This is a genomic window from Seonamhaeicola aphaedonensis, assembly GCF_003386195.1.
GTDB lineage: Bacteria > Bacteroidota > Bacteroidia > Flavobacteriales > Flavobacteriaceae > Seonamhaeicola > Seonamhaeicola aphaedonensis.
This window is the reverse complement of sequence record NZ_QRDX01000007.1, coordinates 186762-212456: the sequence shown is the minus strand read 5'-3', so window position 1 is coordinate 212456 and position 25695 is coordinate 186762. Positions and strand designations below refer to the sequence as shown.

Sequence of the window (25695 nt, the reverse complement as noted above, 5' to 3'; positions counted from 1 at the left end):
TCCGCAATCACGAATTGCATGCTCATTAAATAATGAAGTAACTAAAATGGCCCGTTCGTCTATCGGCTAGGACGCCAGGTTTTCATCCTGGTAAGAGGGGTTCGATTCCCCTACGGGCTACAATTTTTAATAAGAAAAAACAAAATGGCAAATCATAAGTCAGCACTAAAAAGAATTAGAAGTAACGAAGCTAAGCGTGTGGTAAATAGGTATCAACACAAAACTACTCGTAATGCTATCAAGAAATTACGTGAGCTTACAGATAAGAAAGAAGCTGAGGCTTTGTTTCCTCAAGTAGTTTCAATGTTAGATAAATTAGCTAAGAAAAATATAATTCACGCTAACAAAGCTGCCAACTTGAAATCTGGTTTGGCAAAGCACGTTGCTGCTCTTTAAGTTAAGTGAAAATATAATTGAAAAGCCTTTCAGAAATGAAAGGCTTTTTTTTGTGCTTTAAATTCTTTGTTCAAAGCATTACTTTTTTTGATTAAAAATAGTTCTTACAAATTCCGTAAGTTTATATCAAATTAATTTTAAATAGTTCTTATGAAGAAACTAGCATTACATTGGCAAATATTAATAGGCATGTTATTAGGTGTCATTTTTGGATTTATAATGGCATCTGTTAATGGACAGGATTTTGTGATGAAATGGGTAGACCCATTTGGGAAAATATTTGTTAAGCTTTTAAAACTTATTGCAGTACCTCTCATTTTAGCTTCTTTAATAAAAGGTATTTCCGATTTAAAGGATATATCCAAATTCAAGAATATGGGGTTGCGTACTATAGTTCTTTATATAATTACAACAGTTATTGCAATAACAATTGGTTTAGGGCTTGTAAATACTTTAAAACCAGGTAAAGGTATTACTAAAGAAACGGTTAGTATGCTTAAGGATAAGTACTCAACAAGTGATCAAGCACAAACCATACTTATAAATGCAAAACAGCAAAAAGAGGCAGGTCCACTTCAGTTCTTGGTAGATATGGTTCCTGATAATGCAATTTATGCCATGGGCAATAATAAATTTATGTTACAAGTTATTGTATTTGCTATTTTACTAGGCTTATGTTTGCTATTAGTACCAGAAGAAAAAGCTAAACCCTTAAAGGACTTCTTTGATTCTTTAAATGAGGTTGTTTTAAAAATGGTAGATATAATTATGCTTTTTGCACCTTATGCTGTTTTTGCATTATTAGCCAGTGTTGTTGTTTCTGCTGACGATCCAGATATTCTTTTGGCTTTATTAAAATATGCGGGAGTAGTTGTACTTGGTTTATTTTTAATGATATGCTTTTATATGATTTTAATATCCGTTTATGCTAAAAAATCACCTTTTTGGTTTATAAATAGGATAAGTCCAGCGCAATTACTAGCATTTTCTACAAGTAGTAGTGCTGCGGCATTACCAGTAACAATGGAGCGGGTTGAAGAGCATGTAGGAGTAGATAAGGAAGTAACAAGTTTTGTATTACCTGTTGGTGCCACTATTAATATGGATGGAACCAGTTTATATCAAGGCGTAGCAGCTGTTTTTATTATGCAGGTATTATGGCCAGAGGGTTTGGTATTTAGTAACCAATTAATGATTATTTTAACTGCGTTATTGGCATCTATTGGCAGTGCAGCAGTACCTGGTGCCGGTATGGTAATGTTGGTGATAGTTTTAGAAGCTATAGGATTTCCATCGGATTTGTTGCCAATTGCTTTAGCATTGATTTTTGCAGTAGATAGACCTTTAGATATGTGTAGGACTACAGTAAATGTAACTGGTGATGCAACGGTTTCTACAGTAATTGCGAAATCCTTAGGTAAGTTGGGAGAGCCTCATATTAAAAATTGGGATGACAATTATCCAGTTAAGTAATATTCAAAAACTTGAGAAAAATACTGCCATTAATTTTATTTTTCATTGTTGCAATATCTTGTAAATATAGGGTAAACGAAAAAAGTGAAACTCCGCAAGTAAAAGCAAATTCTTTCGCCATCGTTATTCATGGTGGTGCTGGTGATGGTCTAATAAAAGAATATTTTAATGAAAACAGACAAAAGCTATATTCAAACAAACTACAAGAAGCCTTAGATTCTGGATACAAAATTCTTGAAAATGGTGGGTCATCATTAGATGCTGTTCAAGGTGCTATTTCAATTTTGGAAAACTCGCCATTGTTCAATGCTGGGAGAGGAGCTGTTTATAACAGTGAAGGTAACCAAGAAATGGATGCTTCTATTATGGATGGTAAAACATTAAATAGCGGAGCAGTAGCAGGCATTAATCATGTTAAAAATCCTATTATGGCAGCAAGAATGGTAATGGATAGCACCGAACATGTCATGCTTTCTGGGAAAGGAGCTGAACAGGCTATGGAACAATTTGGATTGGATATGGTTGATAGTACCTATTTCTTTGTTCAAAACAAGAGGGATCAATTAGAGCAAATTAAATCTATAGCTAAAAAAAAGATCATAAGAAATTTAATGTCGAATAATATTTCAGTGGGGGATAGCAAAAAATATGGAACAGTTGGGGCTGTTGCAATTGATAAAGAAGGGAATATTGCTGCAGGAACGTCAACTGGAGGTATTAGTAATAAGAAATATGGGAGAATTGGAGATTCACCTATTGTTGGAGCAGGTACATATGCCAATAACTTAACCTGCGGAATTTCAGCAACCGGAACGGGAGAAATTTTCATTAGAACAGTTGCTGCTCATGAAGTATCGAGTTTAATTCAATATAAACAATTGAGTCCTCCTGAGGCTTTGCACGAAGTACTTAACAATCAAATTAAAACTTTAGGTGGAAAAGGCGGTATGATTTTATTAGATAAATCGGGAAACATATTTTGGGATTTCAACACCAAAGGTATGTTTAGAGGTTATAAAAAATCCTCTGGAGAAAATGTCATTGAAATGTTTAAATAATAAATTAATCTACTCTAATATAGTTCTCGGCATAGATATAATTTCCAGAGCTATCAACGGTAATTTGAGAGAAACTATCTTCTGTCACTACCGCGTTAAAAGTCCATTTGTTACTGGTTTCAATTATTTTATTTACAGGTTTAGAACCATAATCTAGTTCTTCTGTAAAAATCCCGTCTTTTAAAGTGTAGTCTCCAACTCCAAACCAATCAAGAGAGTCGAAAGTGCGCAATTTGCTCCACATAACCTTAGACTTCGAAAACATTTTTCTTTGTTTACGTTCGTTTGATGGCCAAATGGTATCGGTAGTATCCCCTCTATAATTTACATAGCTATGTATTTCCCAAACACCCTGTAGAGGATACTCTTCCATTTTTTCTACTTCTATTGGAGTGTCTGTTTTTTTGTTGTTGGTGTTGCAGCTAGCAAATACAATAAGTAGTATAAACGTAAGGTAAGGATATTTTTTCATCATTCTGTATTTAGTTAGTTACTTAAAGTTACAAAAAAATAGTTTAGTAGCTTAATACTATAGATTTTAAATATGTCTTTATAGTAAAGTGTTAATAACTTCTATGTAAGTTTTCTGTTAAAAACTCTACTTTTGTTTCACTAAATTAAGAGTAAGAATTATGTCTGATACAATAGAACGAGTTAAGTGTTTAATTATAGGGTCTGGACCTGCGGGATACACTGCTGCTATTTACGCAGCAAGAGCTAATATGAAACCGGTTTTATATCAAGGAACACAACCAGGGGGTCAATTAACAACTACGAATGAAGTAGAAAATTTTCCTGGATATCCAGATGGAGTAACAGGTCCTGAAATGATGATGCAATTACAAGCTCAAGCACAACGTTTTGAGACTGATGTACGCGATGGTTGGGTAACAAAAGTTGATTTTTCTGGAGATATCCACAAGATATGGGTTAATGATACCAAAGAGATTCATTGTGATACTGTTATAATTTCTACCGGTGCTTCAGCAAAGTATTTAGGTTTAGAATCAGAACAAAAGTATTTAAAATTGGGGGGTGGTGTTTCAGCTTGTGCTGTTTGCGATGGATTCTTTTATAGAAATCAAGAAGTTGTTATTGTAGGTGCTGGAGATTCTGCTTGTGAGGAGGCACATTACCTATCTAAATTGTGTAAGAAGGTAACCATGATTGTAAGAAGAGATGAATTTAGAGCCTCTAAAATAATGGAAGCTCGAGTTAGGAATACAGAAAATATTGAAATTCTTCATAATACTGAAACCGACGAGGTTTTGGGGGACGGACAAGTGGTAACTGGAGTTCGTGTGATCAACAATAAAACAGGCGAAAAACATGAAATTCCTGCTACTGGATTTTTTGTAGCTATTGGGCACAAACCCAATACCGATATTTTTAAAGACTTTTTAGATTTAGATGAAACAGGGTATATAATTAACGTGCCAGGTTCTTCAAAAACCAATGTAGAAGGTGTTTTCGTTTCAGGAGATGCAGCCGATCATGTTTATAGGCAAGCAGTAACAGCTGCTGGAACAGGTTGTATGGCAGCTTTAGATGCCGAGCGATACTTAGCGGCGAAAGATGCTTCTTTTGAAGTTTCAACCTCCACATATAATTAAGATTATGCAAAGTAATGGAACAAAGTTTTAATTGCTTTGGCCTTTGCTATTTTTAAAAAATATGTTTTCTTTGAGAACTATTTTTGAAGCGGCATGTGGTCCTTCGACTTCGCTCAGGATAAACTGCACCACAGTTATAACCTAGTATTTTCGAGAAACCACAAGTTAGTTGCTAAATTTAGCGTAAATTAAAAATTCGGGATGTGGCGCAGTCCGGTTAGCGTACACGGCTGGGGGCCGTGTGGTCGCAGGTTCAAATCCTGTCATCCCGACAAAAATGAATACAAATTTATAACAAAAGGACATTTATATAAATGTCCTTTGTCTTTACAAAAAAGTTTATTGTACGTTTGGTTGAATATTTAAATTGATAGTCTGCTCTAAGAAGTAAAGTTCTAGAGTCAATTAATCTTCAACCCTGTTTTCATCAAAGGCAGAAGGTAAAAGTTTAGGAATAAATTTAATTACCAATGGTAATAATAATGCACCACCTGGTAACATAAAAATAGCTAAACTTGGTATGGATTTAAAGATATCAAGTAGTTGTTCATTTACTTTTTTATGCTCGTCATCACTCAAGTTACGTTTGGTAGATTGCGACAACAGTACCATGAGTTCTTTACTGTCTTTTAATTCCTGATATAAACGTTTTCTATTTCTAGAAATCAATTTAGTAACCATTTTGCTGGAATTATTATAAAAACTCTGCACTATATTTTTTGAACTTAAAAGTGCAATGTTCGTTTTATTAACCGAGTAAAATAGATTTATCGAAGTTATTGATTCTTTAATTCTTTTTTTGGAAATTTTTAGGTCGGTGCCTAATTTTATTAGAAAACGTTGTTCGTTTTGGTCAATTTTTTTATCTGTCCATGTTGCCATACAGGCTAGGTCTAAAATGTAGTTCTTCTCTTGTTTAGACTTTAGTATATTGACAGCATTTTGATAATCCAAGTGCGTATTGTTATGATAACGTAAGGATGATTCAAATAGTTTTATTAAACTTTCATCGTATTGGTTTTTGGATAGCTTTGAGTTTAGTACATCCATGATTATAGCTTCAATAGAGGCTTCTAAATTTTTTAGATAATCAATTGAAACCGATTGTTTTTTTAAAAATTCAGAATAAGCAAGAACATCAATATACAGAAGCGCATTAATAATGAAGTATTTAAAGTTTTTAGTAAGAACATTGGCATCAATCTGAATACGTTTGTGAATAATCTTCTCTAATTGCTCACTCGATTTTTTTCCATTTAAGAGTTCTTTAAAGAATGATGTTTTTAACTCGTTTATTTCTGTGTAAAAATTAATAACATTTTCAACAAATGGAATATTTGTGTTAGACTGATGATGTGTGTAATAAAGAGCTAGGAGCAAGTTGGTTTTTGAGAGTTCTTCTTCTGTAAGATCATTTTTTGGTAAAATAGTTAAAACAACATCTAAATTACTGCCATAAATGAAGCCACATCCTCTAAGGGCATCGTAAAAATCTGCTTCATTGAAATTTAAAAAAGCATTGTTTTTAGAAATATCCCTAAGTAATTTTTTAATCCAACCTTGTGCAGAAGGGTTCATAAAAACATTGTTTGTGATAAAATTACATCTTATTTGTAAATACAAAAAAGAACTTGTATTAAATTGATATTTCTAAATGTTTAACCAAATTTTCAATCATTTCTAAACCTTTTATTAATTGGTCTTTTGAAATGTATTCATTAGCTCTATGGGCTTGGGCAATAGAGCCAGGACCACAAATAATACTTTCAAAACCTGCATTAGAATAATGCCCTGCTTCAGAGGCATAAGATACCGTAGACCACTCATAATTTCCTGTTATATTACCAATGAGGTCAATAACATCAGAGTTTTCACTAGTATTAAGGGATGGTACGATGGGATGATTTTCAGCGACATCAATTCTAAAGCCTTCAAAAATAGATTTTAGAGTTTCTTCTCTAGATTTACAGTAGTCTTTTAAGTCTTGATACATTTGGCTGGCGTCATCTTGAGGTAAACACCGAATATCTAATGATAGAAATGCTTTATTGGCTATAATGTTAGGCGCAATGCCACCATTAATAATTCCTGTATGAAGTGATGAATGTGGAGGATTAAAGCGGGGGTCAATACTGCCAGAATTTATCAAAGCATTCATTTTTTCTTCAGCCCACAAAACAAGTCTTGCTGCTTCATGTATTGCACTAACCTCTTGCTTTATTCTGCTACTATGACCCTGTGAACCATTCACAGTGATGTCAATTATATGAATACTTTTTTGTGCAATAATAGGTTGTAGCATAGAAGCTTCTCCTATGATAGCATATCTGGGTTTTTCAGAATATGTTTTTTTGATATGATCTATAAGTGAAGGAGCTGCTAAACAACCTACCTCTTCATCGTAAGTAAAAGCAAAATAAATGGGCTTTTTTAGTTTAGCTTTAACCATTATGGGTAATACAGATAAACAACAGGCCAAAAAGCCTTTCATATCACAACTACCACGGGCATATAAATTATCATCAGGTTTCTCTACAAGCTCAAAAGGATTGGTATCCCAAGGTTGCTCTTTAACAGGTACCACGTCTGTATGGCCTGAAAGGATGACTCCACCATCTACACTGGGACCAATTCTGCAATGTAAAGAGGCTTTAGTTTTGGTTTCGTTATACACTAAAGAGGTTTCAACACCAAAGTTTTCAATGTAGTCATTTATCCAATTTATAATGTTTAAGTTATTTTCACCTCCAAAAACAGGAAATGAAACCAGTTTTGCAAGTATATCCTGGACAGTCATTTATAGGGCTAATATTTTTAAGAACAACTAATTCTTTCTCAAGTAAGTGCTAACTTCTATAGCTACATCTTCCCAGGTTTTACTTACCCCATCAGGACCTTTGTGTAAATCAAAACATACTTTATTTAATGAAGCTAAAGCGTCTAGAGCATTCCAATCTTTAAGGTTCATAACACCTGTTAAAGTAACGCGTCTTTCTTCTTCAATTTTAACGTCAAGCGGTATACTGTGCGTAATACCATTCATAGTGAGTGATGCAGAACAGGAATCATCAACGTAACTAAGGGTGCCTTTTAAAAATTCGGTATCTAACATAGCTCCAAAAAAGGAGGCTTTTATTTTGGCATCCCTGGTATTAGTAGCATCATTGGTAAATAGGCTACTGATTGGAATGGAGAAACTCAAGTTATTTAAAGCTTCTTGAGGAGATGAGCCAGATTTAGCTTCAAAATTTGAAGAGGTAAATTCACCGCCAACACCAACTTTATCGGTTGTTTTGTAGGCTGTCCATTTTACAGAGGTTGCTTCGGGTTTTACTACAAACTTTTCGGATGTAGCAGTTTCTGTTTCAGAAGGTTTAGTTTCTTTTTTTTCATTTTTACAAGCAATAATACTTAGTGATAAAGCTAATATTAAAACACTAATTTTTTTCATTTTTCTTTTTTTTTAATAAGTTTAAAAGTAATGAATATTAATATAAATACAAATAAAGGTATGATATATATCATGTTTTTAAATAAGGAATGGTTTTAATTTTGTGTTACAAATGTCAGGTATGTCTAGAGCGTTAATTAATAAATATAATATCGCGGGTCCTCGCTATACGAGTTATCCAACGGTTCCCTATTGGGATAAAAGTACATTTTCATTAGAACAATGGAAGGATACATTAGTAAGGTCTTTTAAAGAGAGTAATTTAAAAGAAGGTATTAGTCTTTATATCCATTTACCATTTTGCGAAAGTTTATGTACGTTTTGCGGTTGTAATAAACGTATTACAAAGCAGCACAGTGTAGAATCACCTTATATTAAAGCGGTTTTAAAGGAATGGCATTTATATTTGGAATTGTTTGATGAAAAACCAATTATTAAAGAACTGCACTTGGGTGGTGGTACACCTACTTTTTTTAGTCCAGAAAATTTGAGTTTACTAATAAACGGTATTCTTAATGATGCTGTGCTTGCTGAAAATTATGAGTTTAGTTTTGAGGGGCATCCCAATAACACCACAAGAGAGCATCTGCAAACTTTATATAACTTAGGTTTTAAGCGTGTTAGTTTTGGTGTTCAAGATTATAATGAAACGGTTCAAAAAGCCATTCATAGAGTACAGCCTTTTGAGAATGTGAAACACGCCACCGAATTAGCTAGGGAAATTGGTTATACCTCTGTTGGCCATGATATTATTTTTGGGTTACCATTTCAAAATTTAGATCATGTTAAGGAAACTATTCTCAAAACAAAGGAATTGCTTCCAGATAGATTAGCGTTTTACAGTTATGCACATGTACCATGGATAAAAGGTAACGGTCAACGCGGGTTTAGTGATGCAGATTTGCCATCAGCAGAATTAAAGCGTACACAATATGAATTAGGAAAAGAATTGTTGGCAGAAGTTGGTTACCATGAAATAGGAATGGATCATTTTGCGCTAAAAACAGATTCCCTTTATAAGTCTATGGAAAAGGGTAGTTTACATAGGAATTTCATGGGTTATACTGCTTCAAAAACCCAGGCTATGATAGGGTTAGGCGTGTCATCAATTAGCGATAGTTGGTATGGTTTTTCTCAGAATGTTAAACAAATTGAAGATTATTATAATCTTTTAAATCAAGATGTAATTCCAGTTTACCGAGGACATATTTTAAATGAAGAAGATTTGATTATTAGAAAGCATATTCTTAATTTAATGTGCAGTTTTAAAACCGAATGGAGTTATAATCAAGATAACCTTTATTTTGATGAGCTTCCAGAAACCCTAATGAGGCTCAAAGAAATGGAAATAGACGGATTACTTAATATTAACTCAAATAGTATTGAGGTTACAAAAAAAGGCCAACCATTTGTTAGAAATATTTGTATGGCTTTCGATTTGCTATTACAACGAAGGCAACCAGATACGCAGTTGTTTTCAATGACCGTTTAACCTAAAAAAAAGAAAAATGAAAAAGATTATTGTACCCATAGATTTTTCAGAGTATTCAGAGTATGCTTTAAAAGTAGCCGCTAAGTTGGCTAAAAAGAACAATTCAGAATTACTGGCATTACATATGTTGGAAATGTCTGATATAATGTTAACTGGTGCCGGAGAGCAACCGCAAAAAGTAATTTACTTTTTAAAGTTAGCAGAACAACGGTTTGAAGATTTTCTAAAGAAGGAGTATTTAGAAGGCCTGACCATAACACCCATAGTAAAACACTTTAAGGTGTTTAGTGAGGTTAATGAGATAGCTAAAAAGTATGAGGCAGATTTAATAGTCATGGGGTCTCACGGCGCTAGTGGTGCAAAGGAGTTTTTTGTTGGGTCTAATACAGAGCGTGTGGTTAGAAATGCCGAAATACCTGTGTTAGTAGTAAAGAATGACATAGCTAAAATTAATTTTGATATTATAGCATTTGCATGTGGGTTTGGTGAAGATTCTATAGAGGCTTACCTTAAAGCTTCTAGTGTATTTAACAGAATGAATGCTAAAATGTATTTAGTTCATGTAAACCTACCAAACGATAGATTTCAAAGTTCTGATGAAATTGAAATAGATGCTGTGAATTTCTTCACCAAAGCAGATGGGAATTTGGATAAAATGAGTGATGTTCATTATATATCAGACTATACTGTTGAAGATGGTATTTTAAATGCGGCAAACAAACTAGGAGCCGACTTAATTGTAGTGCCAACTCATGGGAGAAAAGGGTTAGCACATTTCTTTCAAGGTAGTGTAGGAGAGGATGTTGCTAACCATGCAGCATTGCCAGTTATGACTTTTAAAATATAGAATAATTTGAATTTTTGGTTAATTAGTTTCATAGAAAGGCGTTGAAAATTATTAGATTTCAACGCTTTTCTTTTTAAGTTCTATTCCATCTCAACACCACCCAATGCTAATACATTAAACAAAGCCGCTTTAGTTTTTAAGAAGTCGTTTTCAATCTCTATGGCTTTTAGTTTTGCGTCTATTAGTTTTGATTCCCGAGAGTTTACTAAGAATAATGAACTTTCACCTAGGAAAAATTTGCGTTCTTCCGCGGTTAGCATTTTAGTGTAATCATCAACAATGACATTGGTAAAATTATTTTGGGTTACATAAGAATCTAATTCTTGATTAATGGCATCAATCTTATTTATTAGACTAATTCTTGTATTTTGAACTTCAAATTCTGTGTCTTGTAATTTAATTTTAGCAAGTTTTAAATCACCACGTTCTTTTCTTAAAAACAATGGGAAATTTACATTGATGCCACTTTTATAGGCTGCAGTACTGAAAGACCGAACCACATCAGGTGTTTCAGTTAGGAAATTATATTCAAGATCTATTTGTGGTAACAAATTATTCTGTTTCAAGCGTTTTTCAATCGTTAAACTTTGAATTTTAAAATCTAATGATTGTAACTTTGGATGACTTTCAATATCAAAACTTTCAACTTCTAATCCTGATGTGTTAAGAGTTATGTCAATATTTTCAAAAGTTGAAATGTCAGGAATTATATTATCTCTAATCTCAATAGGGGTATTGTCATTCAACCATAAAAAATTTGATAATTCTAAACTAGATTTTATAAACTTAATTCTAGCTTTTTCTAAGTTTAACCGTCTATTATTTAATGCAATTCTTGCTTCTAATGTGTCAATAGCCGGTTTATCACCTACTTCGTAACTCTTCTTTATACCCTCAAAACGAATCTTTACGTTTGTCAAGAATTCTTCATACACTCTTTTTTCGTTATAACGTCTTAACCAATTAAAATAGGTTACTGTGGCTTCGTATAGAATGTTATTTACAAGTAATTGTCTATCGGCCTGTGCTTGTTTTATAAATAATCTAGATTGCCTTAACATGGCCATACGCTCATTGGTTAACAAACCTCTTGCTACAGGAATAGATACACCCGCACTATAAAGTCCATCTTCTGGAACAATTGCCTGAGGGTCTAAAAAGTCACCTGTATTATCTTCAAAGTTTCCTTTAAATTCAATACCAAACCAGGTAGGGATTTTAAAAGTGGCATTTAAACGATCAAAATACTCTGTGTTTTTAAATTTTTTACGGTCATAATCAACTTCTAGCTTGGGGTCAAAAGCACCTCGAGCCTTCATGAGTTTTGCTTCACTTTCGTTTATCACTAAGTTAGCTTGTTTTACTATTGGGTGATATGATTTCACATAACCTAGGTATTCTGAAAGCGACATGATAGATGTATCCTCTTGCGCCCAAATGATACCATTACAGCACAGTATGAAAATAAATAGGGCTATTCTCATTTTTTATCTTTTTTAGAATCACCTTTACTATTTTGTGGCTCATAGTAGTTTGGTGGGAAACTGTTAATTTGACGCCATAACTCAAACCAAATTGGAACATCATCTAACAAAGCAATAGTTTTGGCTCCCGAACCTACTCTAATGGCGTCTGGCCACGCATGGTCTTCTTCATCAGGTGCTAGCAGAATTCTATATTTTCCGTTGTCACTAATAAATCTTTCTATAGCAACTACTTTAGCGCCGTAAGTACCATAAGATACATTAGGCCATCCACTAAATACAATAACCGGCCACCCATCAAATTGAACTCTTACTTTTTCACCAATATGTATTAATGGTAAATCAATAGGTCTTACAAAAGTTTCAACCGCTAAATCATACTGCCCAGGCATAATACCAACTAACTCTTGACCTTCTTTAAAGGTAACACCAACACCACCAATAATGGCTTTATTAATAAATCCACTTTGAGGAGCTGTAACATACAATAGGCTACTTCTTTTTTTGTAATTGGTGTACGTATTTTCTAATTTGGTAACCTGAGCTTGTGTGTCTAGTTGGCTAGATTGCGCCGTAAACATATCGCTTTGAGCCTTAGAAATTTTATCGGTATACTCTGCTTGTATTCTTGAGAGCTCAATTTCAGCATTGATTACTTCGTTTTTACTTGCTAGGTATTTATTTTGCTGTGAAATAAATTTAGCTTGTGTTTCTTGAAGTTTTAATCGTTTTTCCTCTACATCTTTAACTGCTTTTAAACCTTCGTCTTGTAACGTTTTTTCACGATTAAATTGGGTTTCAGCAATTTTAAGGTTTGTTACAGCTGCCTCTAGGTCTATACTATCACTTTGTACTTTAAGTTTGGCTTGAAGCAATTTATTTTCGGTTTGTTCTAGTTTTAACTCACGTTCTTTTTCTTTAGCTGAAATTTGTGTTTTTAGAGCTTCTACTTTACCTCCATAGGCATTAACTGAAGAAGATTTAGCTTGAATTTGTTCATTAGTGCGCTCTACCAGCCTGTCATCAAAATAGTCGCTTTTTATTTCAGAGATTCGTAAAATGGTATCACCGGCCTGTACAAAGTCACCTTCTTGTACAAACCACTCTTCAATGCGTCCAGGAATTTGTGATTGAATGGTTTGTGGTCTTTGGTTTGGTTTCAATGTTGTTACCAAACCATCTCCAGTAATATTTTGTGTCCATGGTAAAAACAAAACAATTAAAATTAGTAATGCAGCTCCTAAAAGAAACCTATTAAAATATTTGTAGTATTTTTTGTTCATAATATCCTTGCCAGATTTGTACTCTGATAAGTCTATTTTTTTGTTTAACTGGTTATGAGTGATGTTTAGCATAACTAAGTGTTTTTATTTTTTTATGGAACCTTTTTCTAATGTAATTATCTCAGTGCATTTGTTTATCCATACACTACTGCTGCTCACAACTACAAGCCCCCAAGGTTGGTTTTTATCGGTTAGGTAATCGATAATAGCGGTTGTTTCATTTTCATTAAATCTGTCTAAAGCGTCTTCTAAAATTAAAATTTTTGGTTCTTTTAAAATAGCGCGCGCTAAAACTAATTTTTTAGAAATGGTGTAAGACAACCTTTTACCATCAGGATATAAGATGGTGTTTAGACCATCAGGTTGTTCCTTAAGAAACTCTCTTAAGCCTACTATGTTGAGTATTTTGTGAATTTTATCATCTGTAATGTTAGGGTTAGAAAAAGTAAGATTTTCTCTTAGAGTGCCCTCAAAAGGACTTTCATCAGACAGTGATAGACCTAATTGAGACCTGAAAAAATTTAAATGTAAACTATTAATAGACATATCATTTACATAAACGTTTCCACTGGTGGACTCAATAACTCCAGATAGCAATCGCAACAGTGTAGATTTTCCTGCACCACTTTCACCTTTAACTAATATTCTACTTTTAGAATTTACTTCAAGCGAAATGCCTCTTAGTATATGTTTGTCTCTATTATCTACCTCATATGACACATTTTCTAATTCAATTTTTAAATCTTTAGTTAGTTGAATTTCTTCACCAGATTGACTTTCTAAGGTTTTATCAACTATTTGTCCTATCTTCTCTAAAGAGGTTAATGTATCATAAAACGATTCCAGACCAAGTATTAGCTTTTCAACAGATGCAATAACCAATATAATGATGATTTCAGCAGCAACAAACTGACCAATATTCATTTCTTGATTTAATACCAATGCACCTCCAATTAAAAGTAAACTTGCCGTTACAATAACTTTAAAGCTTATCATTTGGATAAATTGTAGCATTAAAACCCTAAAATGACTTTCTCTGGCTTTTAAGTATCCATCTACTAATAAATCATTTTTATTAATTCCCAAACTTGTACTTCCAGATAGCTTGAAGCTTATTACAGATCTAGCAATTTCTTGAATCCAGTGCGCAACTTTATATTTGTTTTTTGATTCTTTTAAGCTGGTTTCCAGACCTTTTATTGCTGTAAACTTAAATACTACAAAAACAAGAATTAGTAGTAAAAGACCAAAAATGATAAAAAATGGATGATAAAAAGACAGTAAAACTAAAGCAAATACTATTTGTAGTACTGCTGTTGGTACATCAATTAATATTTTTGATAGACTTTTTTGTATAGTTAATGTATCAAAAAAACGATTAGCCAGCTCTGGCGGATAGTACTGTCTTAACTCTGCCATTTTTATTTTTGGAAACCTATACGCTAATTCAAATGAAGATCTCATAAAAATACGTTGTTGAATTGTCTCAATTATACGTAATTGCATGAGTTGTAGTGAGCCTTGAAATGCTACTCCTAAGGTTACTATTATCACCAGTATAATCCATGATGTTGAAATCTGCGCACCTTGAATTAGGTTTATAATAGCTTGTATACCTAGAGGTAAGGATAAAGCAACCACACCAGCAAAAATAGCATAGTAAAATACTTGCAGAATATCTCTTTTTTCTAATTGTAGTAGACCTACAAGTCTGCGCCATGGTGTCATTTTAGTTTGTTCCATAATTAATTTTTCAAGGTATTAAGCACTAAATTTTTTAAGAAATCTGTAGGGGTTATTTCGTTATTGCAATCTGTAATAGAAGTGAAATGTACTTTTAAAAAATGCTGATGTAAACTAGCTTCCATAATGGTGCTAGCTAAACTTGAAGCAAATTTATATTTAGGTTTCATAGCCTTAACCATGTCTCTTAGTCTATAAACAATACGTTTGTATACAACAAAGTATCCATCTTTGTTTTCTTGATCTACTTCTTTGGTTAGGAATGATTTAGAATTTTCATTAATGATTATCCTATTGAGCGCTACTTCGTTAATATGAGAAAAATTAGAATCTTCAATAATGGCTCTTGTTACTACCTCTATAGCTTTTTCCAACTTGTTATTTGGTTCAAGAGCATGAGTTTCAAAAACCAATTGATATTCAATCCAAGCCCAATACCAAGACGATAAATACAAAAGCAATTTATGTTTACTTTCAAAATAACGATATATAGAGCTTTCGTTTGATCCAATGCGAGCTCCTAGTTTTTTAAAGGTGAAACTATCAAAGCCAATGTCATCTATTAATAATATGCTATGTTCCACAATGCGTTTTCCTAAATCTGAAGACTCTGGATCTTTTACATATATTTTTTCAGGAACTGAAATTTTTAAATTTGAAAGTAATGAATCCATATTTAATAAAAATAATTGCAAATGTAATAGTATTGCTATTATTAATACGAATTTAACTATTAATATTGTTAATATTACTAATAGATTTTTCTTATACTTAAAGGGTTTTGAGTTTTAAAAACCTGAAAAACAATTGGTTAATTTTTAAATAAATTAAGCGTAGAAAAGTTTTTTGTAAAAAAACTATAAAACTAATGGCAATTGATACCGCTTGTAACTAGTTCTTGAACAGGTGAAGGTGAAACATAAGGAATACCTAAACCTAAACCGCGAAGAATAAATAGGGCACCTATAATAACCACAAAAACCGGAATAGCCTTTTGAATTTTCTGTCTGACTGTTCCTTTTAAAACATGACTTGCATAAATAGCAGTAGTCATTAAGGGTATAGTTCCTAAACCAAATAGGGTCATATAAAAACTTCCATATAAAGCATTGCCAGCACTTACAGCTCCAAAAACTGCCATATATACCAATCCACATGGTAAAAATCCATTTAGAAAACCAATGGTTAAGAATGAATCGGCAGACTTTCTTTTGAGGGCAGCACCTAAGGCAGATTTAATTTTTGATATTAATTTATATATTGGTTTGGAGAGGCTATTTTGGTTTAATTTATGTTGAGGAATTAAAGCAAAACTAATCATTAAAACACCTATTATTATAGATAATTGTTGTTGAAATCCAAATATAAATAGACTTTTTCCTATGAGGCCAAAAATCAATCCAATTAAGCTGTAAGCAAGCAGTCTACCAATATGATATGCAGTAATTTGAGAAACTTTTTTAACTGTACTTGATCTGTCTACTGGTAGCATAAAAGCAATAGGGCCACACATACCAATACAGTGAAAACTACCCAGTAATCCTAAGACAAACGCAGAAATTAACATAGTTAATAATCTAAAGATTCTTTAAATAAATAAGAAAATCCATTATATTGCCAATCAACTTTAATGTTCCAACGGCCATCTACCAAACGGGAGTCAGGTATGAGCAAATGTGGATTAGATAATGAAATGGTAGTTTCAAAATCTAGTTGTTTGTTAGATGGCCTATATAGGAACAATTTTCCAGTTATTTTTTTGTAATCTATATTACTAGGGAATATAATGATTAATCCCTCTTCAGTTTTTTTGTAAGTTATATTTTCGCTTAAAGTTTTGGCGTTTTTTAATTTGTCAATATCTCTCTGGTAAGCCAACTCTTCTTTATAATAATCTTCAGTTACTAAATCATGATCATATTTGTCGTCAACATTCATTTTAACAATAAAGAACATAATGAATGCAATAAATCCTATAAATGCTAGTACAATGCTTGTTCCCCAATTTAGTTTCATCTTTTTGTAATTCCCCCGAAGGCGGAAATCTATTTTTGGTTAATATTTTTATTTCTGTAGCATTTCCCTTGTTATTAACATCGGGTTAGGCTTTCGGTAGTCGCTTCCCGATAACAATCGGGAGAGCTCCAATAGTACCTCAATCCTTGATGCATTTGGTTTCTATATTTGGCTGTGAAAGTTATTGATTAAAATTTTATCAATCTAATCAAGCAATAACATTACAGCCACAATCCAAAATTTACTCGATGATCGAGATTTAAATACCTCTTGGGCTTGCACCCCGAGGTTATTTATTTATAACTTCTAGGACCTAAAAAATTAGCCGTACAAGTTTCTATTAGTTTACCACCAGCATATACACCAATCTTAATTTTATTTCGATCACCTGTCAATGCTGAATTATTTATTTCAATAAACAAGGAGCCTTCAGCAATACCCTGTTTGGGCACAATAAAACTATTGCTTGTAGCAACTAATTTTAAAGTTCCTTTGTGAGACATGAGTTTTAGAGTTACATCTTGAATGTCTCGAGTTGTTTTATTTACTAATTTATAAGTAAATACATTACTGATGATGTTGTCTTCTTTGTGTTCATATAATTGCCCTGGTAATCTTAAAACATTAGCTTCAACTTCATTTCTTAAAAAAAGCATCCCAGTTAAAATACCAATTAGAATGGTAAGAACCGCAATGTAGCCTTTCATTCTAGCAGTAAGCTTAAACTTTACATTATTTTTAATGTTTTCTTCACTGGCATAGCGAATCAATCCTTTGGGTAGATTGATACTTTCCATAATGTGGTCACATTCATCAATACAAGCGGTACAGTTTACACATTCTAACTGGGTACCGTTTCTAATGTCAATACCTGTAGGGCAAACATGTACGCATTGAAGACAATCTATACAATCACCATGCCCCAGAGCATCACGGTCTTCATCTTTTCTGAATTTCTTTCTTCCGTTTTCACCTTCACCACGTTTGTAATCATAAGCAACAACTATAGATTTTGTATCTAATAGAACACCTTGTAATCTTCCATAAGGACAAGCTATTACACAAACTTGTTCCCTAAACCAGGCGAACACAAAGTAGAATACCGCTGTAAAAATCACTAAAGGTATGAGCGTGCCCATATGACTTAATGGACCTTCTGCAATGTATTCTAATAACCTATCACTGCCAATTAAATAGGCTAAAAACACATTGGCTATCAAAAATGAAATAATTAGAAAAATAAAAAGTTTTAATCCTTTTTTTCTAATCTTTTCAGCATCCCATTTTTGTCGTGCTAATTTGCGTTGTTTGTTACGGTCACCTTCAATCCAATATTCAATACGTCTAAAAACCATTTCCATAAAAATGGTTTGCGGACATATCCACCCACAAAAAATACGCCCAAAAGCCACTGTAAACAGTGTTATAAATACCACCCCAATAATCATTGATATTACGAACAAGTGAAAATCTTGTGGCCAAAACGGAAACCCGAAAATATTAAACCGTCGTTCTAATACGTTAAACATTAAAAATTGATTCCCACCTATTTTTATAAATGGCGAAGCCAATAAAAATGCCAGTAGACCATAGCTTACAAGCTTTCTTTTATCGTAATATTTGCCACTTGGTTTTTTAGGATATACCCAAGCACGTTTCCCTTCTTCATTTATGGTGCTTATGGAATCTCTAAATATTTCGTTTTCTGGGGTTTCCAAGTGGTTTTAGTTTTAGATTCCCTTTACGTTTTATCATAAAGGGAATCTGTTAGAAATATTAATTAGTTTAGTCGACTTTTTCTTTTATTCAGTTGCTGCTTCGGTACTGTTGTCTACCCAAACATCACCTTCAGGTGGTTTAGGATTTGCAGGTGTAGTACCTTGTAAACTAAGTACATAACTTGCAACTTGTGCTATTTGTGATGGTTTTAATTGTGTTTTCCAAGCAATCATACCTTTACCAGAACGACCACCTTCAGAAACTGTTTTAAATACATTTTTGATACCGCCACCTAGAATCCAATGGTCATCAGTAAGATTTGGCCCAATGCCTCCGCCTCCGTCAGCCATATGACAAGCCACACAGTTGGTTTCAAATACAGTTTTTCCTGCGCTTAAATCCGCAGCATCTGTCAATAATGTTACGGTGTTAATATCTACTAAATCTTTAGCTGTTTTCTTATATTCTTCAATGGCGGCTTTTGCATCGGCCAATTCAGTCTCTAGTTCATCAAATTGACCTGGTCCATCAAAGATGTGGAATCTGACTAGATAAACTGCAGCAAAAACAATGGTAATATAGAAACCGTACAACCACCAAGGCGGTAAGCTATTATCAAGCTCTTTGATGCCATCATAATTGTGGTCTAAAATAATTTCGCCCTCCTCTTCAATTGGTTTTTGCCCAAGAAGCTTGTTATAAGTTTTCTTGAACCAAGTAAATTGATATGCTTTTTCTTTATCAGCCAAAAACTTAGCTTTTGCTTCTTCGTCTAACTTATGAAGCATCACATTTTCAAGTGCTCCAATAATGGCTTCAATAGCAATTAAAATGAGAAGTACTAAAAAGAGAAATAGTAGTACTACGGGGTATTCTATAAAGGCTGGTTTTTCGCCTGAATCTATAAAGAATTCTACAACTCCGAAGATGATGAAGAATACTATGGGTACTCTTACCCAAGATGGAACTAATTTTCTCATAATGTGTCGTCGTTTTGGTTGTCTAATGGAATGTTACTAACCCTTTTTATATAATCCTTTTTAGCGGAAACCACCCACCAAAAAAGCGCTACAAAAAAGATAAAAAAGATAAGTAAGGAGATGATTGGGTATATTTCTATACCTGTAATACTCTCCATATGGTTTTTTACAAATTTTAACATGGTTTCAATTATTGACGGTTAGTTCTGCGCTGTTTCAACATTTATATCTGTTCCTAAACGCTGTAAATAAGCAATAAGTGCTACAATTTCTCTATTCTTCATTTCCACGAATTCTTCACCATTATCAGCAGCATATTCTTTATCTGCTTTATAGTTTTTAGCAAAGTCTGGGTCTGATTTCAGGTTCTCTTCAATTTGAGCACCTTGTTCTAACATACTTTGTTGTGCGTTGGCTATATCTTCATCAGAATATGGAACTCCTAATGATACCATAGTACGCATTTTAGCTTCGGTTTGAGATTTATCTAGGGTGCTTGACGAGCCAGTAATTAGCCAAGGGTAACGTGGCATAATAGACCCTGATGAGGTACTTTGTGGATCGTACATATGGTTAAAGTGCCAGTTGTCATTGTACTTTCCGCCAATTCTATGTAAGTCTGGTCCCGTGCGCTTACTACCCCAAAGGAATGGATGGTCATAAACATATTCTCCAGCTTTTGAGTATTCGCCGTAGCGCTCTACCTCACTTCTAAAAGGTCTGATCATTTGCGAGTGACAGCTAACACAGCCTTCACGTATATAAATATCTCTTCCTTCAAGTTCTAATGGTGTATAGGGTTGAACACTAGCAATGGTTGGGATATTCGATTTTACCATAATGGTTGGTACAATTTGAATAATACCACCAATTAAAATGGCTACAGTAGCTAATAATGTTAATTGTACAGGTCTTCTTTCTAACCATGTATGCCAACCTTCATTAGCTGTACGTCTTTTAGTGACACGCTCTAAAGCAGGTGCCTCAGCTAATTCATCTTCAACTTTACTACCTTGTTTAATAGTAATCCAAACATTGTATACCAATATTAGTAGACCAATTACATACATGGAACCTCCAATGGCACGCATCCAATACATAGGAATAATTTCTGTAACTGTTTCTAAAAAGTTACCGTAAACCAAAGTACCGTCTGGGTTAAACTGTTTCCACATACTGGCTTGAGTAAAACCAGCAACATACATTGGCAATGCGTATATAATAATACCTAAAGTTCCTAACCAAAAATGTAGATTAGCCAATGGTAACGAATGTAATTTAGTTTTAAATAACCTTGGAACCAAGTAATAAATCATACCAAAGGCCATGAAACCGTTCCATGCTAAGGCCCCTACGTGAACGTGAGCAATAATCCAGTCAGTAAAGTGGGCAATGGCATTGACGTTTTTAAGTGATAAGGTTGGCCCTTCAAAGGTTGCCATACCATAACCGGTAATAGCTACGACCATGAATTTTAAAACAGGGTCAGTTCTCACTTTATCCCAGGCACCACGTAAGGTTAGTAGTCCGTTTATCATACCACCCCATGAAGGCATTAATAACATGACTGAGAATGTTACTCCTAAATTTTGTGCCCATTCGGGTAAGGCTGTGTATAATAAGTGATGAGGACCAGCCCAAATATAAATGAAGATTAACGACCAAAAGTGTACAATAGACAATCTGTAAGAGTAAACAGGTCTATTGGCTGCTTTTGGAATAAAGTAGTACATCAAACCTAAGAAAGGTGTTGTTAAGAAGAATGCAACTGCATTATGTCCGTACCACCATTGTACTAAGGCATCTTGTACACCCGCGTAAACCGAGTAACTTTTTAAGGCGCTTACTGGTAATTCTAAACTATTGAAAATATGAAGCACTGCAACCGTAACAAAGGTGGCTATGTAGAACCAAACTGCAACGTATAAATGACGTTGTCTACGTTTTAAAATGGTCCAAATCATATTGACACCAAATACCACCCAAACTAAAGCAATAGCAATGTCTATGGGCCACTCTAGTTCAGCATATTCTTTAGAGGTTGTAATACCTAATGGCAGCGTGATGGCTGCGGCAACTATAATGAGCTGCCACCCCCAAAAGTTAATATTGCTCAAAAGGTCGCTGGCCATACGGGTTTTTAGCAAACGCTGAAGCGAGTAGTAAACCCCAGCAAACATAGCATTACCAACAAAGGCAAAAATAACAGCATTGGTGTGTAATGGTCTTAATCTACCAAAACTTAGCCATGAAATACCATCGGTTAGGTTGGGAAATAAAAACATAAATGCTAGTAGTAGGCCTACCAACATCCCAACTACACCAAAAATTATCGTGGCGTATATGAACTTTGTAACGATTTTATTATCGTAATGAAATTGTTGCATCTCCATAATTAATTGTTAATCTTTTTTGGTTAGTATTGATTTATTAGATTTTTCTTTGATGAGTTCGTCTTCAAAAAGCATACGTACCGAAGGTGTGTAGCTATCATCAAACTGCCCACTTTTAACGGCTAAAATAAAGGCTACAAAGAAACCTACAGCTACAATAACGCTTATAGCTAGCAAAATATATATAACACTCATACCTAATTGAAGTTACGGTTCAAAAATACTTTCATATACTTTTACAAAACATGACAATTGTCATTTTTGTTTTAATAATTTGGGCGTTACCCTAACGGGTATTGCTTTTATTTATGGTTTAATATTTTAAATATTGAATTCATAAACATAAATGTTTCACGATACATGGTAACTCGCTCCAATCCCTAACGCATCCATCTGCTAAAACTATTTTAATTTAGTCTTCGGTCTTCTGTCTTTTTCTATTTTAATTTCCTACCAACAATGTTGGTGCAAATAGTTGTGAATACAACAATACTTATTGAACTTAAAGGCATTAAAATAGCAGCAATCACAGGCGCTAATTGTCCTGTAATGGCAAAATACAACCCAATAATGTTATAGATAAAAGAGAGTAAAAAACTCCATTTTATAATTTTTATAGCCGACTTTGATATTTTTAAATAATTTGCTAATTCATTGAATTTGGAAGCATCAAGAATAGCGTCACAAGCAGGGGAGAACACATTTACATTTTCCGAAATGGCTATACCAACATTACTTTGAGCTAAAGCTCCCGCATCATTTAATCCATCACCTACCATGAGAACATTGGCACCTTCGCTTTGATGATATTCTATATACTCCAGTTTATCCTCTGGTTTTTGGTTGAATAATAGTTTTGTTTTAGGAGGTAGTAACTTTGTTAAGTTTTCTTTTTCACCTTCATTATCACCAGATAAAATGACTAAATCATAATCTTTTTTAAGTATGTTGAATAACTGTGATAATCCTTTTCGGTAGGCATTGTAAAAGGTAAATTTACCTTTATATTTATTATTAGTACTAATGTGTACCGTTGTGTTTAAAGTGTCTTTTTCTAGTTCATGCTTAACAAAAGGAGCTGATCCTACCTTTATATAATCATTGTTGTACTGGGCTTCAATACCTATACCAATATATTCTTGATACTTGTCTAAAGTTAAAATGTCATTTTCGCTTAAAAGCTCATATAAAGATCTGCTTAATGGGTGATTAGAACCTCTCAAAGTACTCTTTAACAAAGTTTCTTCAGAAGAAGAAAGAACTTCTCCTTCATAACTTATTGAAGTATCTTTGTTAGAAGTTATGGTTCCTGTTTTGTCAAAAATTATGGTATTTATTTTAGCTAGTTGTTCTATGACGTTAGCATTTTTTAAATAGAATTTCCTCTTCCCCAAAATACGTAAAATATTTCCAAAAGTAAAAGGAGCCGATAATGCAATGGCACAAGGGCATGCAATAATCAATACAGCTGTAAATACATTGATAGCTTTAGACGAATCATTTAAAAGCCAATAACCTGTGGCTATCAAAGCAATTGCTAAAATGGTGATGGTGAAATTTTTACTGATACGATTGGTAAGTGTTGTGAATGACGATTCTTTGTCCTTTTTAAAGACATCATTACTCCAAAGTTGAGTAAGGTAACTTTGTTCAATAGATTTTAGCACATCTACTTCAATATTACCGCCTACTTGTTTACCGCCAGCAAATAACTTATCACCAGATATCTTTGATACTGTTTTTGATTCTCCAGTAACAAAACTATAATCTAGACGAGCTTTTCCTTTAATTAAAACACAATCAACAGGAATAAGTTCTTCGCTTCTAATGAGTAGTCTATCTCCTTTTTTAATATCATAAACTTGAATGGATTCCTCCTTGCCTTCATCTGTTATTTTTGTAATTCCAATTGGGAAATATGATTTATAATCACGTTCAAAGGATAAAAACGAATAGGTTTTTTGCTGGAAAAATTTACCAACCAATAAGAAGAAAATGAGTCCGGTTAAACTATCAAAAAAGCCTGATCCAGTATCTAATATAATTTCAATACTACTTCTAACAAATAAAACTGCAGCTCCTAAAGCAATAGGAACATCAATATTTAAAATTTTGGAACGAACTCCTTTATATGCAGAAATAAAATAATCTTGCGCCGAGTAAAAAACCACTGGTAAGCTGTAAGCAAACATGAGCCATCTAAACAGATGCTTGTATTTTTCTAACCAAAACTCACCAACCTCAAAGTATTCAGGAAATGATAAAAACATGACGTTTCCAAAAGCAAAACCCGCAACCCCAAGTTTGTAAATAAGAGACCGGTCTGCTTTCTTTTTGCCAACACTATAGTCTTCTAAACTAATATAGGGTTCATAACCAATACTGCTTAAAAGTATAACCAGTTCTTTTAGACTAATTTTTTGAGCACTGTATGTAACTCTAACAGTTTTTTTTCCAAAGTTTACAATGGAAGCACTTACCGCTGGGTGTAATTTGTTTAAGTTTTCTAATATCCAGATACAGGAACTACAATGAATATACGGAATGTAAAGATTTACAATTTGTGTGTCGTCACTGTTAAACTCTAAAAGCTGTTCAACAATTTTTGAATTTTCTAAGAAATTATATTTACCAGCAACTTCCTTAGGTGTGGCACCAGGAGCCTCTTGCAAATCGTAATAGCAAGTCAAATCGTTTACAGTGAAAATTTCGTAAACTGTTTTACAACCAATACAGCAAAACGGTTTGTTGTCAAAAGTTACGTTTGCAGATGTTGCATCCAATCCACAGTGGAAACATGTTTTATGTTTCATCTGATAATTTTTATTTGTTTATAATCTGACAGATGCAATTCGTTAACAAAATGCAGTAAAGGAATCAAAGTTTGTAGATGACTCATTTCAAAATATTTGCTCATTTTTACCCGTTGCAAAGGTCAAAAGTTAGTAAAAAATTAAATATGATATTTATCATGAATTATTTACTTTTACACGACAAGAAAATTAAAGGTATGAGTAAATGTGAACAATGTATCATAAAACAATTTAATTCCTTAAAAGCATTGACGAAAGATGAGTTGATAAGAATTTCTTCTTGTAAAACATCAAAGACTATAAAAAAAGGTGAGGTTATTTTTGAAGAAGGTGAGGTATTAAATGGCGTATATTGCGTTAAGGATGGTATTTGCAAACTAACTAAGTTAAGTGCAAACGGAAAAGATCAAATTGTAAAAATGGTTGTGAAAGGCGATTTGTTAGGTCAGCGCTCCATTGTCAGTGAGGAGCGATCTAATCTACAAGCTACTGCCTTGAACGATATGGAAGTCTGTTTTATTCCCAAGAGTGAAATTTTAGCAGATTTACAAAAAAACCCAGATTTTACGTTTAACGTACTTAAAGATATGGCTAATGATCTCAAGGAGGCTGATGATGTTATAGTAAATATGGCACAAAAATCTGTAAGACAACGTTTAGCTGAAACAATAATTTATATCCACGAGAGTTTTGGTGTAAATCCTGATGGTACTTTAAGCGTTTTGCTATCTAGAGAAGATTTTGCTAATATAGTGGGTACCGCTACAGAATCTGCAATTAGAGTATTATCTCAATTTAAAAAAGAGGGGTTGATATCTACTATTGGGAAACGCATTAAAATTGAAAACATCGAAGACCTCAAGCGAGTGGAGTAATTCCTATTAGATATTCCTGTTAAATTATAGATAAATCCAATAAGTATAATAATATGTTA

23 protein-coding genes and 2 tRNA genes are annotated in these 25695 nt (G+C 33.4%); 9 read left to right on the top strand and 16 right to left on the bottom strand.

What is annotated here, in order from left to right:
* Positions 1 to 48: 48 nt before the first annotated feature.
* From DFQ02_RS12680 to DFQ02_RS12665, 4 genes are all read left to right on the top strand, one after another.
* Positions 49 to 120, top strand: a tRNA-Glu gene (locus DFQ02_RS12680).
* Between the two features lie 24 nt (positions 121 to 144).
* Complete coding sequence (gene rpsT / locus DFQ02_RS12675) at positions 145 to 396, top strand: 30S ribosomal protein S20 (RefSeq protein WP_116524802.1); 252 nt, start codon at positions 145 to 147, stop codon at positions 394 to 396.
* A gap of 150 nt (positions 397 to 546) precedes the next feature.
* A complete protein-coding gene (locus DFQ02_RS12670; protein WP_116524801.1) occupies positions 547 to 1869 on the top strand; it encodes a dicarboxylate/amino acid:cation symporter in 1323 nt (440 codons plus the stop codon).
* An 11-nt stretch (positions 1870 to 1880) separates the two neighbouring features.
* Complete coding sequence (locus DFQ02_RS12665) at positions 1881 to 2927, top strand: isoaspartyl peptidase/L-asparaginase family protein (protein ID WP_116524800.1); 1047 nt, start codon at positions 1881 to 1883, stop codon at positions 2925 to 2927.
* 4 nt (positions 2928 to 2931) lie between these two features.
* On the opposite strand, the gene DFQ02_RS12660 is transcribed toward DFQ02_RS12665, so the two are convergent.
* On the bottom strand, positions 2932 to 3402 hold the full coding sequence (locus DFQ02_RS12660) for a hypothetical protein (protein ID WP_147297774.1): 471 nt from the start codon (positions 3400 to 3402) through the stop codon (positions 2932 to 2934).
* A gap of 157 nt (positions 3403 to 3559) precedes the next feature.
* Here DFQ02_RS12660 and trxB point away from each other — a divergent pair, with 157 nt between their 5' ends.
* Together trxB and DFQ02_RS12650 are read left to right on the top strand one after the other, a co-directional pair.
* The gene (gene trxB / locus DFQ02_RS12655; RefSeq protein WP_116524798.1) at positions 3560 to 4540 is read left to right on the top strand and encodes a thioredoxin-disulfide reductase; all 981 of its coding nucleotides are present in this window, start codon (positions 3560 to 3562) and stop codon (positions 4538 to 4540) included.
* 197 nt (positions 4541 to 4737) lie between these two features.
* Positions 4738 to 4812, top strand: a tRNA-Pro gene (locus tag DFQ02_RS12650).
* A 133-nt stretch (positions 4813 to 4945) separates the two neighbouring features.
* Here DFQ02_RS12650 and DFQ02_RS12645 read toward each other — a convergent pair.
* Genes DFQ02_RS12645 through DFQ02_RS12635 form a run of 3 tightly spaced genes read right to left on the bottom strand, consistent with a single transcriptional unit; the run spans position 4946 to position 7991 of the window.
* On the bottom strand, positions 4946 to 6118 hold the full coding sequence (locus DFQ02_RS12645; RefSeq protein ID WP_116524797.1) for an LETM1-related biofilm-associated protein: 1173 nt from the start codon (positions 6116 to 6118) through the stop codon (positions 4946 to 4948).
* Between the two features lie 58 nt (positions 6119 to 6176).
* Positions 6177 to 7337: an acetylornithine deacetylase gene (gene argE, locus DFQ02_RS12640; protein WP_116524796.1), complete on the bottom strand. Its 1161-nt coding sequence runs from the start codon at positions 7335 to 7337 to the stop codon at positions 6177 to 6179.
* 27 nt (positions 7338 to 7364) lie between these two features.
* Positions 7365 to 7991: a YceI family protein gene (locus DFQ02_RS12635; protein WP_116524795.1), complete on the bottom strand. Its 627-nt coding sequence runs from the start codon at positions 7989 to 7991 to the stop codon at positions 7365 to 7367.
* A gap of 121 nt (positions 7992 to 8112) precedes the next feature.
* Between DFQ02_RS12635 and hemN the strand changes: the two genes are divergently transcribed.
* Together hemN and DFQ02_RS12625 are read left to right on the top strand one after the other, a co-directional pair.
* On the top strand, positions 8113 to 9483 hold the full coding sequence (hemN, locus tag DFQ02_RS12630; RefSeq protein ID WP_116524845.1) for an oxygen-independent coproporphyrinogen III oxidase: 1371 nt from the start codon (positions 8113 to 8115) through the stop codon (positions 9481 to 9483).
* Positions 9484 to 9499: 16 nt separating this feature from the next.
* Positions 9500 to 10330 (top strand): universal stress protein, encoded by an 831-nt coding sequence (locus DFQ02_RS12625; RefSeq protein WP_116524794.1) that lies wholly within the window; start codon positions 9500 to 9502, stop codon positions 10328 to 10330.
* 80 nt (positions 10331 to 10410) lie between these two features.
* On the opposite strand, the gene DFQ02_RS12620 is transcribed toward DFQ02_RS12625, so the two are convergent.
* From DFQ02_RS12620 to DFQ02_RS12565, 12 genes are all read right to left on the bottom strand, one after another.
* The gene (locus DFQ02_RS12620; protein ID WP_181896414.1) at positions 10411 to 11814 is read right to left on the bottom strand and encodes a TolC family protein; all 1404 of its coding nucleotides are present in this window, start codon (positions 11812 to 11814) and stop codon (positions 10411 to 10413) included.
* The gene (locus tag DFQ02_RS12615; RefSeq protein ID WP_116524792.1) at positions 11811 to 13169 is read right to left on the bottom strand and encodes an HlyD family secretion protein; all 1359 of its coding nucleotides are present in this window, start codon (positions 13167 to 13169) and stop codon (positions 11811 to 11813) included. Before DFQ02_RS12615 ends, DFQ02_RS12620 begins: the two co-directional genes overlap by 4 nt.
* Before the next feature lie 12 nt (positions 13170 to 13181).
* A complete protein-coding gene (locus DFQ02_RS12610; RefSeq protein ID WP_116524791.1) occupies positions 13182 to 14840 on the bottom strand; it encodes a peptidase domain-containing ABC transporter in 1659 nt (552 codons plus the stop codon).
* A 2-nt stretch (positions 14841 to 14842) separates the two neighbouring features.
* Positions 14843 to 15514, bottom strand: a complete 672-nt coding sequence (locus DFQ02_RS12605) for a TetR/AcrR family transcriptional regulator (protein ID WP_116524790.1) — start codon at positions 15512 to 15514, stop codon at positions 14843 to 14845.
* Positions 15515 to 15705: 191 nt separating this feature from the next.
* Positions 15706 to 16407: a sulfite exporter TauE/SafE family protein gene (locus tag DFQ02_RS12600; protein ID WP_116524789.1), complete on the bottom strand. Its 702-nt coding sequence runs from the start codon at positions 16405 to 16407 to the stop codon at positions 15706 to 15708.
* A 2-nt stretch (positions 16408 to 16409) separates the two neighbouring features.
* Positions 16410 to 16856: a FixH family protein gene (locus DFQ02_RS12595; protein ID WP_116524788.1), complete on the bottom strand. Its 447-nt coding sequence runs from the start codon at positions 16854 to 16856 to the stop codon at positions 16410 to 16412.
* A gap of 293 nt (positions 16857 to 17149) precedes the next feature.
* Complete coding sequence (gene ccoG, locus DFQ02_RS12590) at positions 17150 to 18574, bottom strand: cytochrome c oxidase accessory protein CcoG (RefSeq protein WP_116524787.1); 1425 nt, start codon at positions 18572 to 18574, stop codon at positions 17150 to 17152.
* A gap of 84 nt (positions 18575 to 18658) precedes the next feature.
* Positions 18659 to 19555: a cbb3-type cytochrome c oxidase N-terminal domain-containing protein gene (locus tag DFQ02_RS12585; protein ID WP_116524786.1), complete on the bottom strand. Its 897-nt coding sequence runs from the start codon at positions 19553 to 19555 to the stop codon at positions 18659 to 18661.
* Positions 19552 to 19737, bottom strand: a complete 186-nt coding sequence (locus tag DFQ02_RS15355) for a CcoQ/FixQ family Cbb3-type cytochrome c oxidase assembly chaperone (RefSeq protein ID WP_116524785.1) — start codon at positions 19735 to 19737, stop codon at positions 19552 to 19554. Before DFQ02_RS15355 ends, DFQ02_RS12585 begins: the two co-directional genes overlap by 4 nt.
* 18 nt (positions 19738 to 19755) lie before the next feature.
* Positions 19756 to 21948 carry a cytochrome-c oxidase, cbb3-type subunit I gene (gene ccoN / locus DFQ02_RS12575; RefSeq protein ID WP_116524784.1) on the bottom strand — a complete coding sequence of 731 codons (2193 nt, stop codon included), beginning with the start codon at positions 21946 to 21948 and terminating at the stop codon, positions 19756 to 19758.
* A 9-nt stretch (positions 21949 to 21957) separates the two neighbouring features.
* Positions 21958 to 22143 carry a cbb3-type cytochrome oxidase assembly protein CcoS gene (ccoS, locus tag DFQ02_RS12570; RefSeq protein WP_116524783.1) on the bottom strand — a complete coding sequence of 62 codons (186 nt, stop codon included), beginning with the start codon at positions 22141 to 22143 and terminating at the stop codon, positions 21958 to 21960.
* A gap of 242 nt (positions 22144 to 22385) precedes the next feature.
* Positions 22386 to 24761 carry a heavy metal translocating P-type ATPase gene (locus DFQ02_RS12565; RefSeq protein ID WP_116524782.1) on the bottom strand — a complete coding sequence of 792 codons (2376 nt, stop codon included), beginning with the start codon at positions 24759 to 24761 and terminating at the stop codon, positions 22386 to 22388.
* 197 nt (positions 24762 to 24958) lie between these two features.
* Between DFQ02_RS12565 and DFQ02_RS12560 the strand changes: the two genes are divergently transcribed.
* Complete coding sequence (locus tag DFQ02_RS12560) at positions 24959 to 25636, top strand: Crp/Fnr family transcriptional regulator (RefSeq protein ID WP_116524844.1); 678 nt, start codon at positions 24959 to 24961, stop codon at positions 25634 to 25636.
* The last annotated feature ends 59 nt before the right edge of the window (positions 25637 to 25695 follow it).

Coding starts and splice junctions, on each gene's coding strand:
- rpsT (WP_116524802.1), top strand. CDS start 145: ATGGCAAATCATAAGTCAGCACTAAAAAGAATTAGAAGTAACGAAGCT.
- DFQ02_RS12670 (WP_116524801.1), top strand. CDS start 547: ATGAAGAAACTAGCATTACATTGGCAAATATTAATAGGCATGTTATTA.
- DFQ02_RS12660 (WP_147297774.1), bottom strand. CDS start 3,402: ATGATGAAAAAATATCCTTACCTTACGTTTATACTACTTATTGTATTT.
- trxB (WP_116524798.1), top strand. CDS start 3,560: ATGTCTGATACAATAGAACGAGTTAAGTGTTTAATTATAGGGTCTGGA.
- DFQ02_RS12645 (WP_116524797.1), bottom strand. CDS start 6,118: ATGAACCCTTCTGCACAAGGTTGGATTAAAAAATTACTTAGGGATATT.
- argE (WP_116524796.1), bottom strand. CDS start 7,337: ATGACTGTCCAGGATATACTTGCAAAACTGGTTTCATTTCCTGTTTTT.
- DFQ02_RS12635 (WP_116524795.1), bottom strand. CDS start 7,991: ATGAAAAAAATTAGTGTTTTAATATTAGCTTTATCACTAAGTATTATT.
- hemN (WP_116524845.1), top strand. CDS start 8,113: ATGTCTAGAGCGTTAATTAATAAATATAATATCGCGGGTCCTCGCTAT.
- DFQ02_RS12625 (WP_116524794.1), top strand. CDS start 9,500: ATGAAAAAGATTATTGTACCCATAGATTTTTCAGAGTATTCAGAGTAT.
- DFQ02_RS12620 (WP_181896414.1), bottom strand. CDS start 11,814: ATGAGAATAGCCCTATTTATTTTCATACTGTGCTGTAATGGTATCATT.
- DFQ02_RS12615 (WP_116524792.1), bottom strand. CDS start 13,169: ATGCTAAACATCACTCATAACCAGTTAAACAAAAAAATAGACTTATCA.
- DFQ02_RS12610 (WP_116524791.1), bottom strand. CDS start 14,840: ATGGAACAAACTAAAATGACACCATGGCGCAGACTTGTAGGTCTACTA.
- DFQ02_RS12605 (WP_116524790.1), bottom strand. CDS start 15,514: ATGGATTCATTACTTTCAAATTTAAAAATTTCAGTTCCTGAAAAAATA.
- DFQ02_RS12600 (WP_116524789.1), bottom strand. CDS start 16,407: ATGTTAATTTCTGCGTTTGTCTTAGGATTACTGGGTAGTTTTCACTGT.
- DFQ02_RS12595 (WP_116524788.1), bottom strand. CDS start 16,856: ATGAAACTAAATTGGGGAACAAGCATTGTACTAGCATTTATAGGATTT.
- DFQ02_RS12585 (WP_116524786.1), bottom strand. CDS start 19,555: ATGAGAAAATTAGTTCCATCTTGGGTAAGAGTACCCATAGTATTCTTC.
- DFQ02_RS15355 (WP_116524785.1), bottom strand. CDS start 19,737: ATGTTAAAATTTGTAAAAAACCATATGGAGAGTATTACAGGTATAGAA.
- ccoN (WP_116524784.1), bottom strand. CDS start 21,948: ATGGAGATGCAACAATTTCATTACGATAATAAAATCGTTACAAAGTTC.
- ccoS (WP_116524783.1), bottom strand. CDS start 22,143: ATGAGTGTTATATATATTTTGCTAGCTATAAGCGTTATTGTAGCTGTA.
- DFQ02_RS12565 (WP_116524782.1), bottom strand. CDS start 24,761: ATGAAACATAAAACATGTTTCCACTGTGGATTGGATGCAACATCTGCA.
- DFQ02_RS12560 (WP_116524844.1), top strand. CDS start 24,959: ATGAGTAAATGTGAACAATGTATCATAAAACAATTTAATTCCTTAAAA.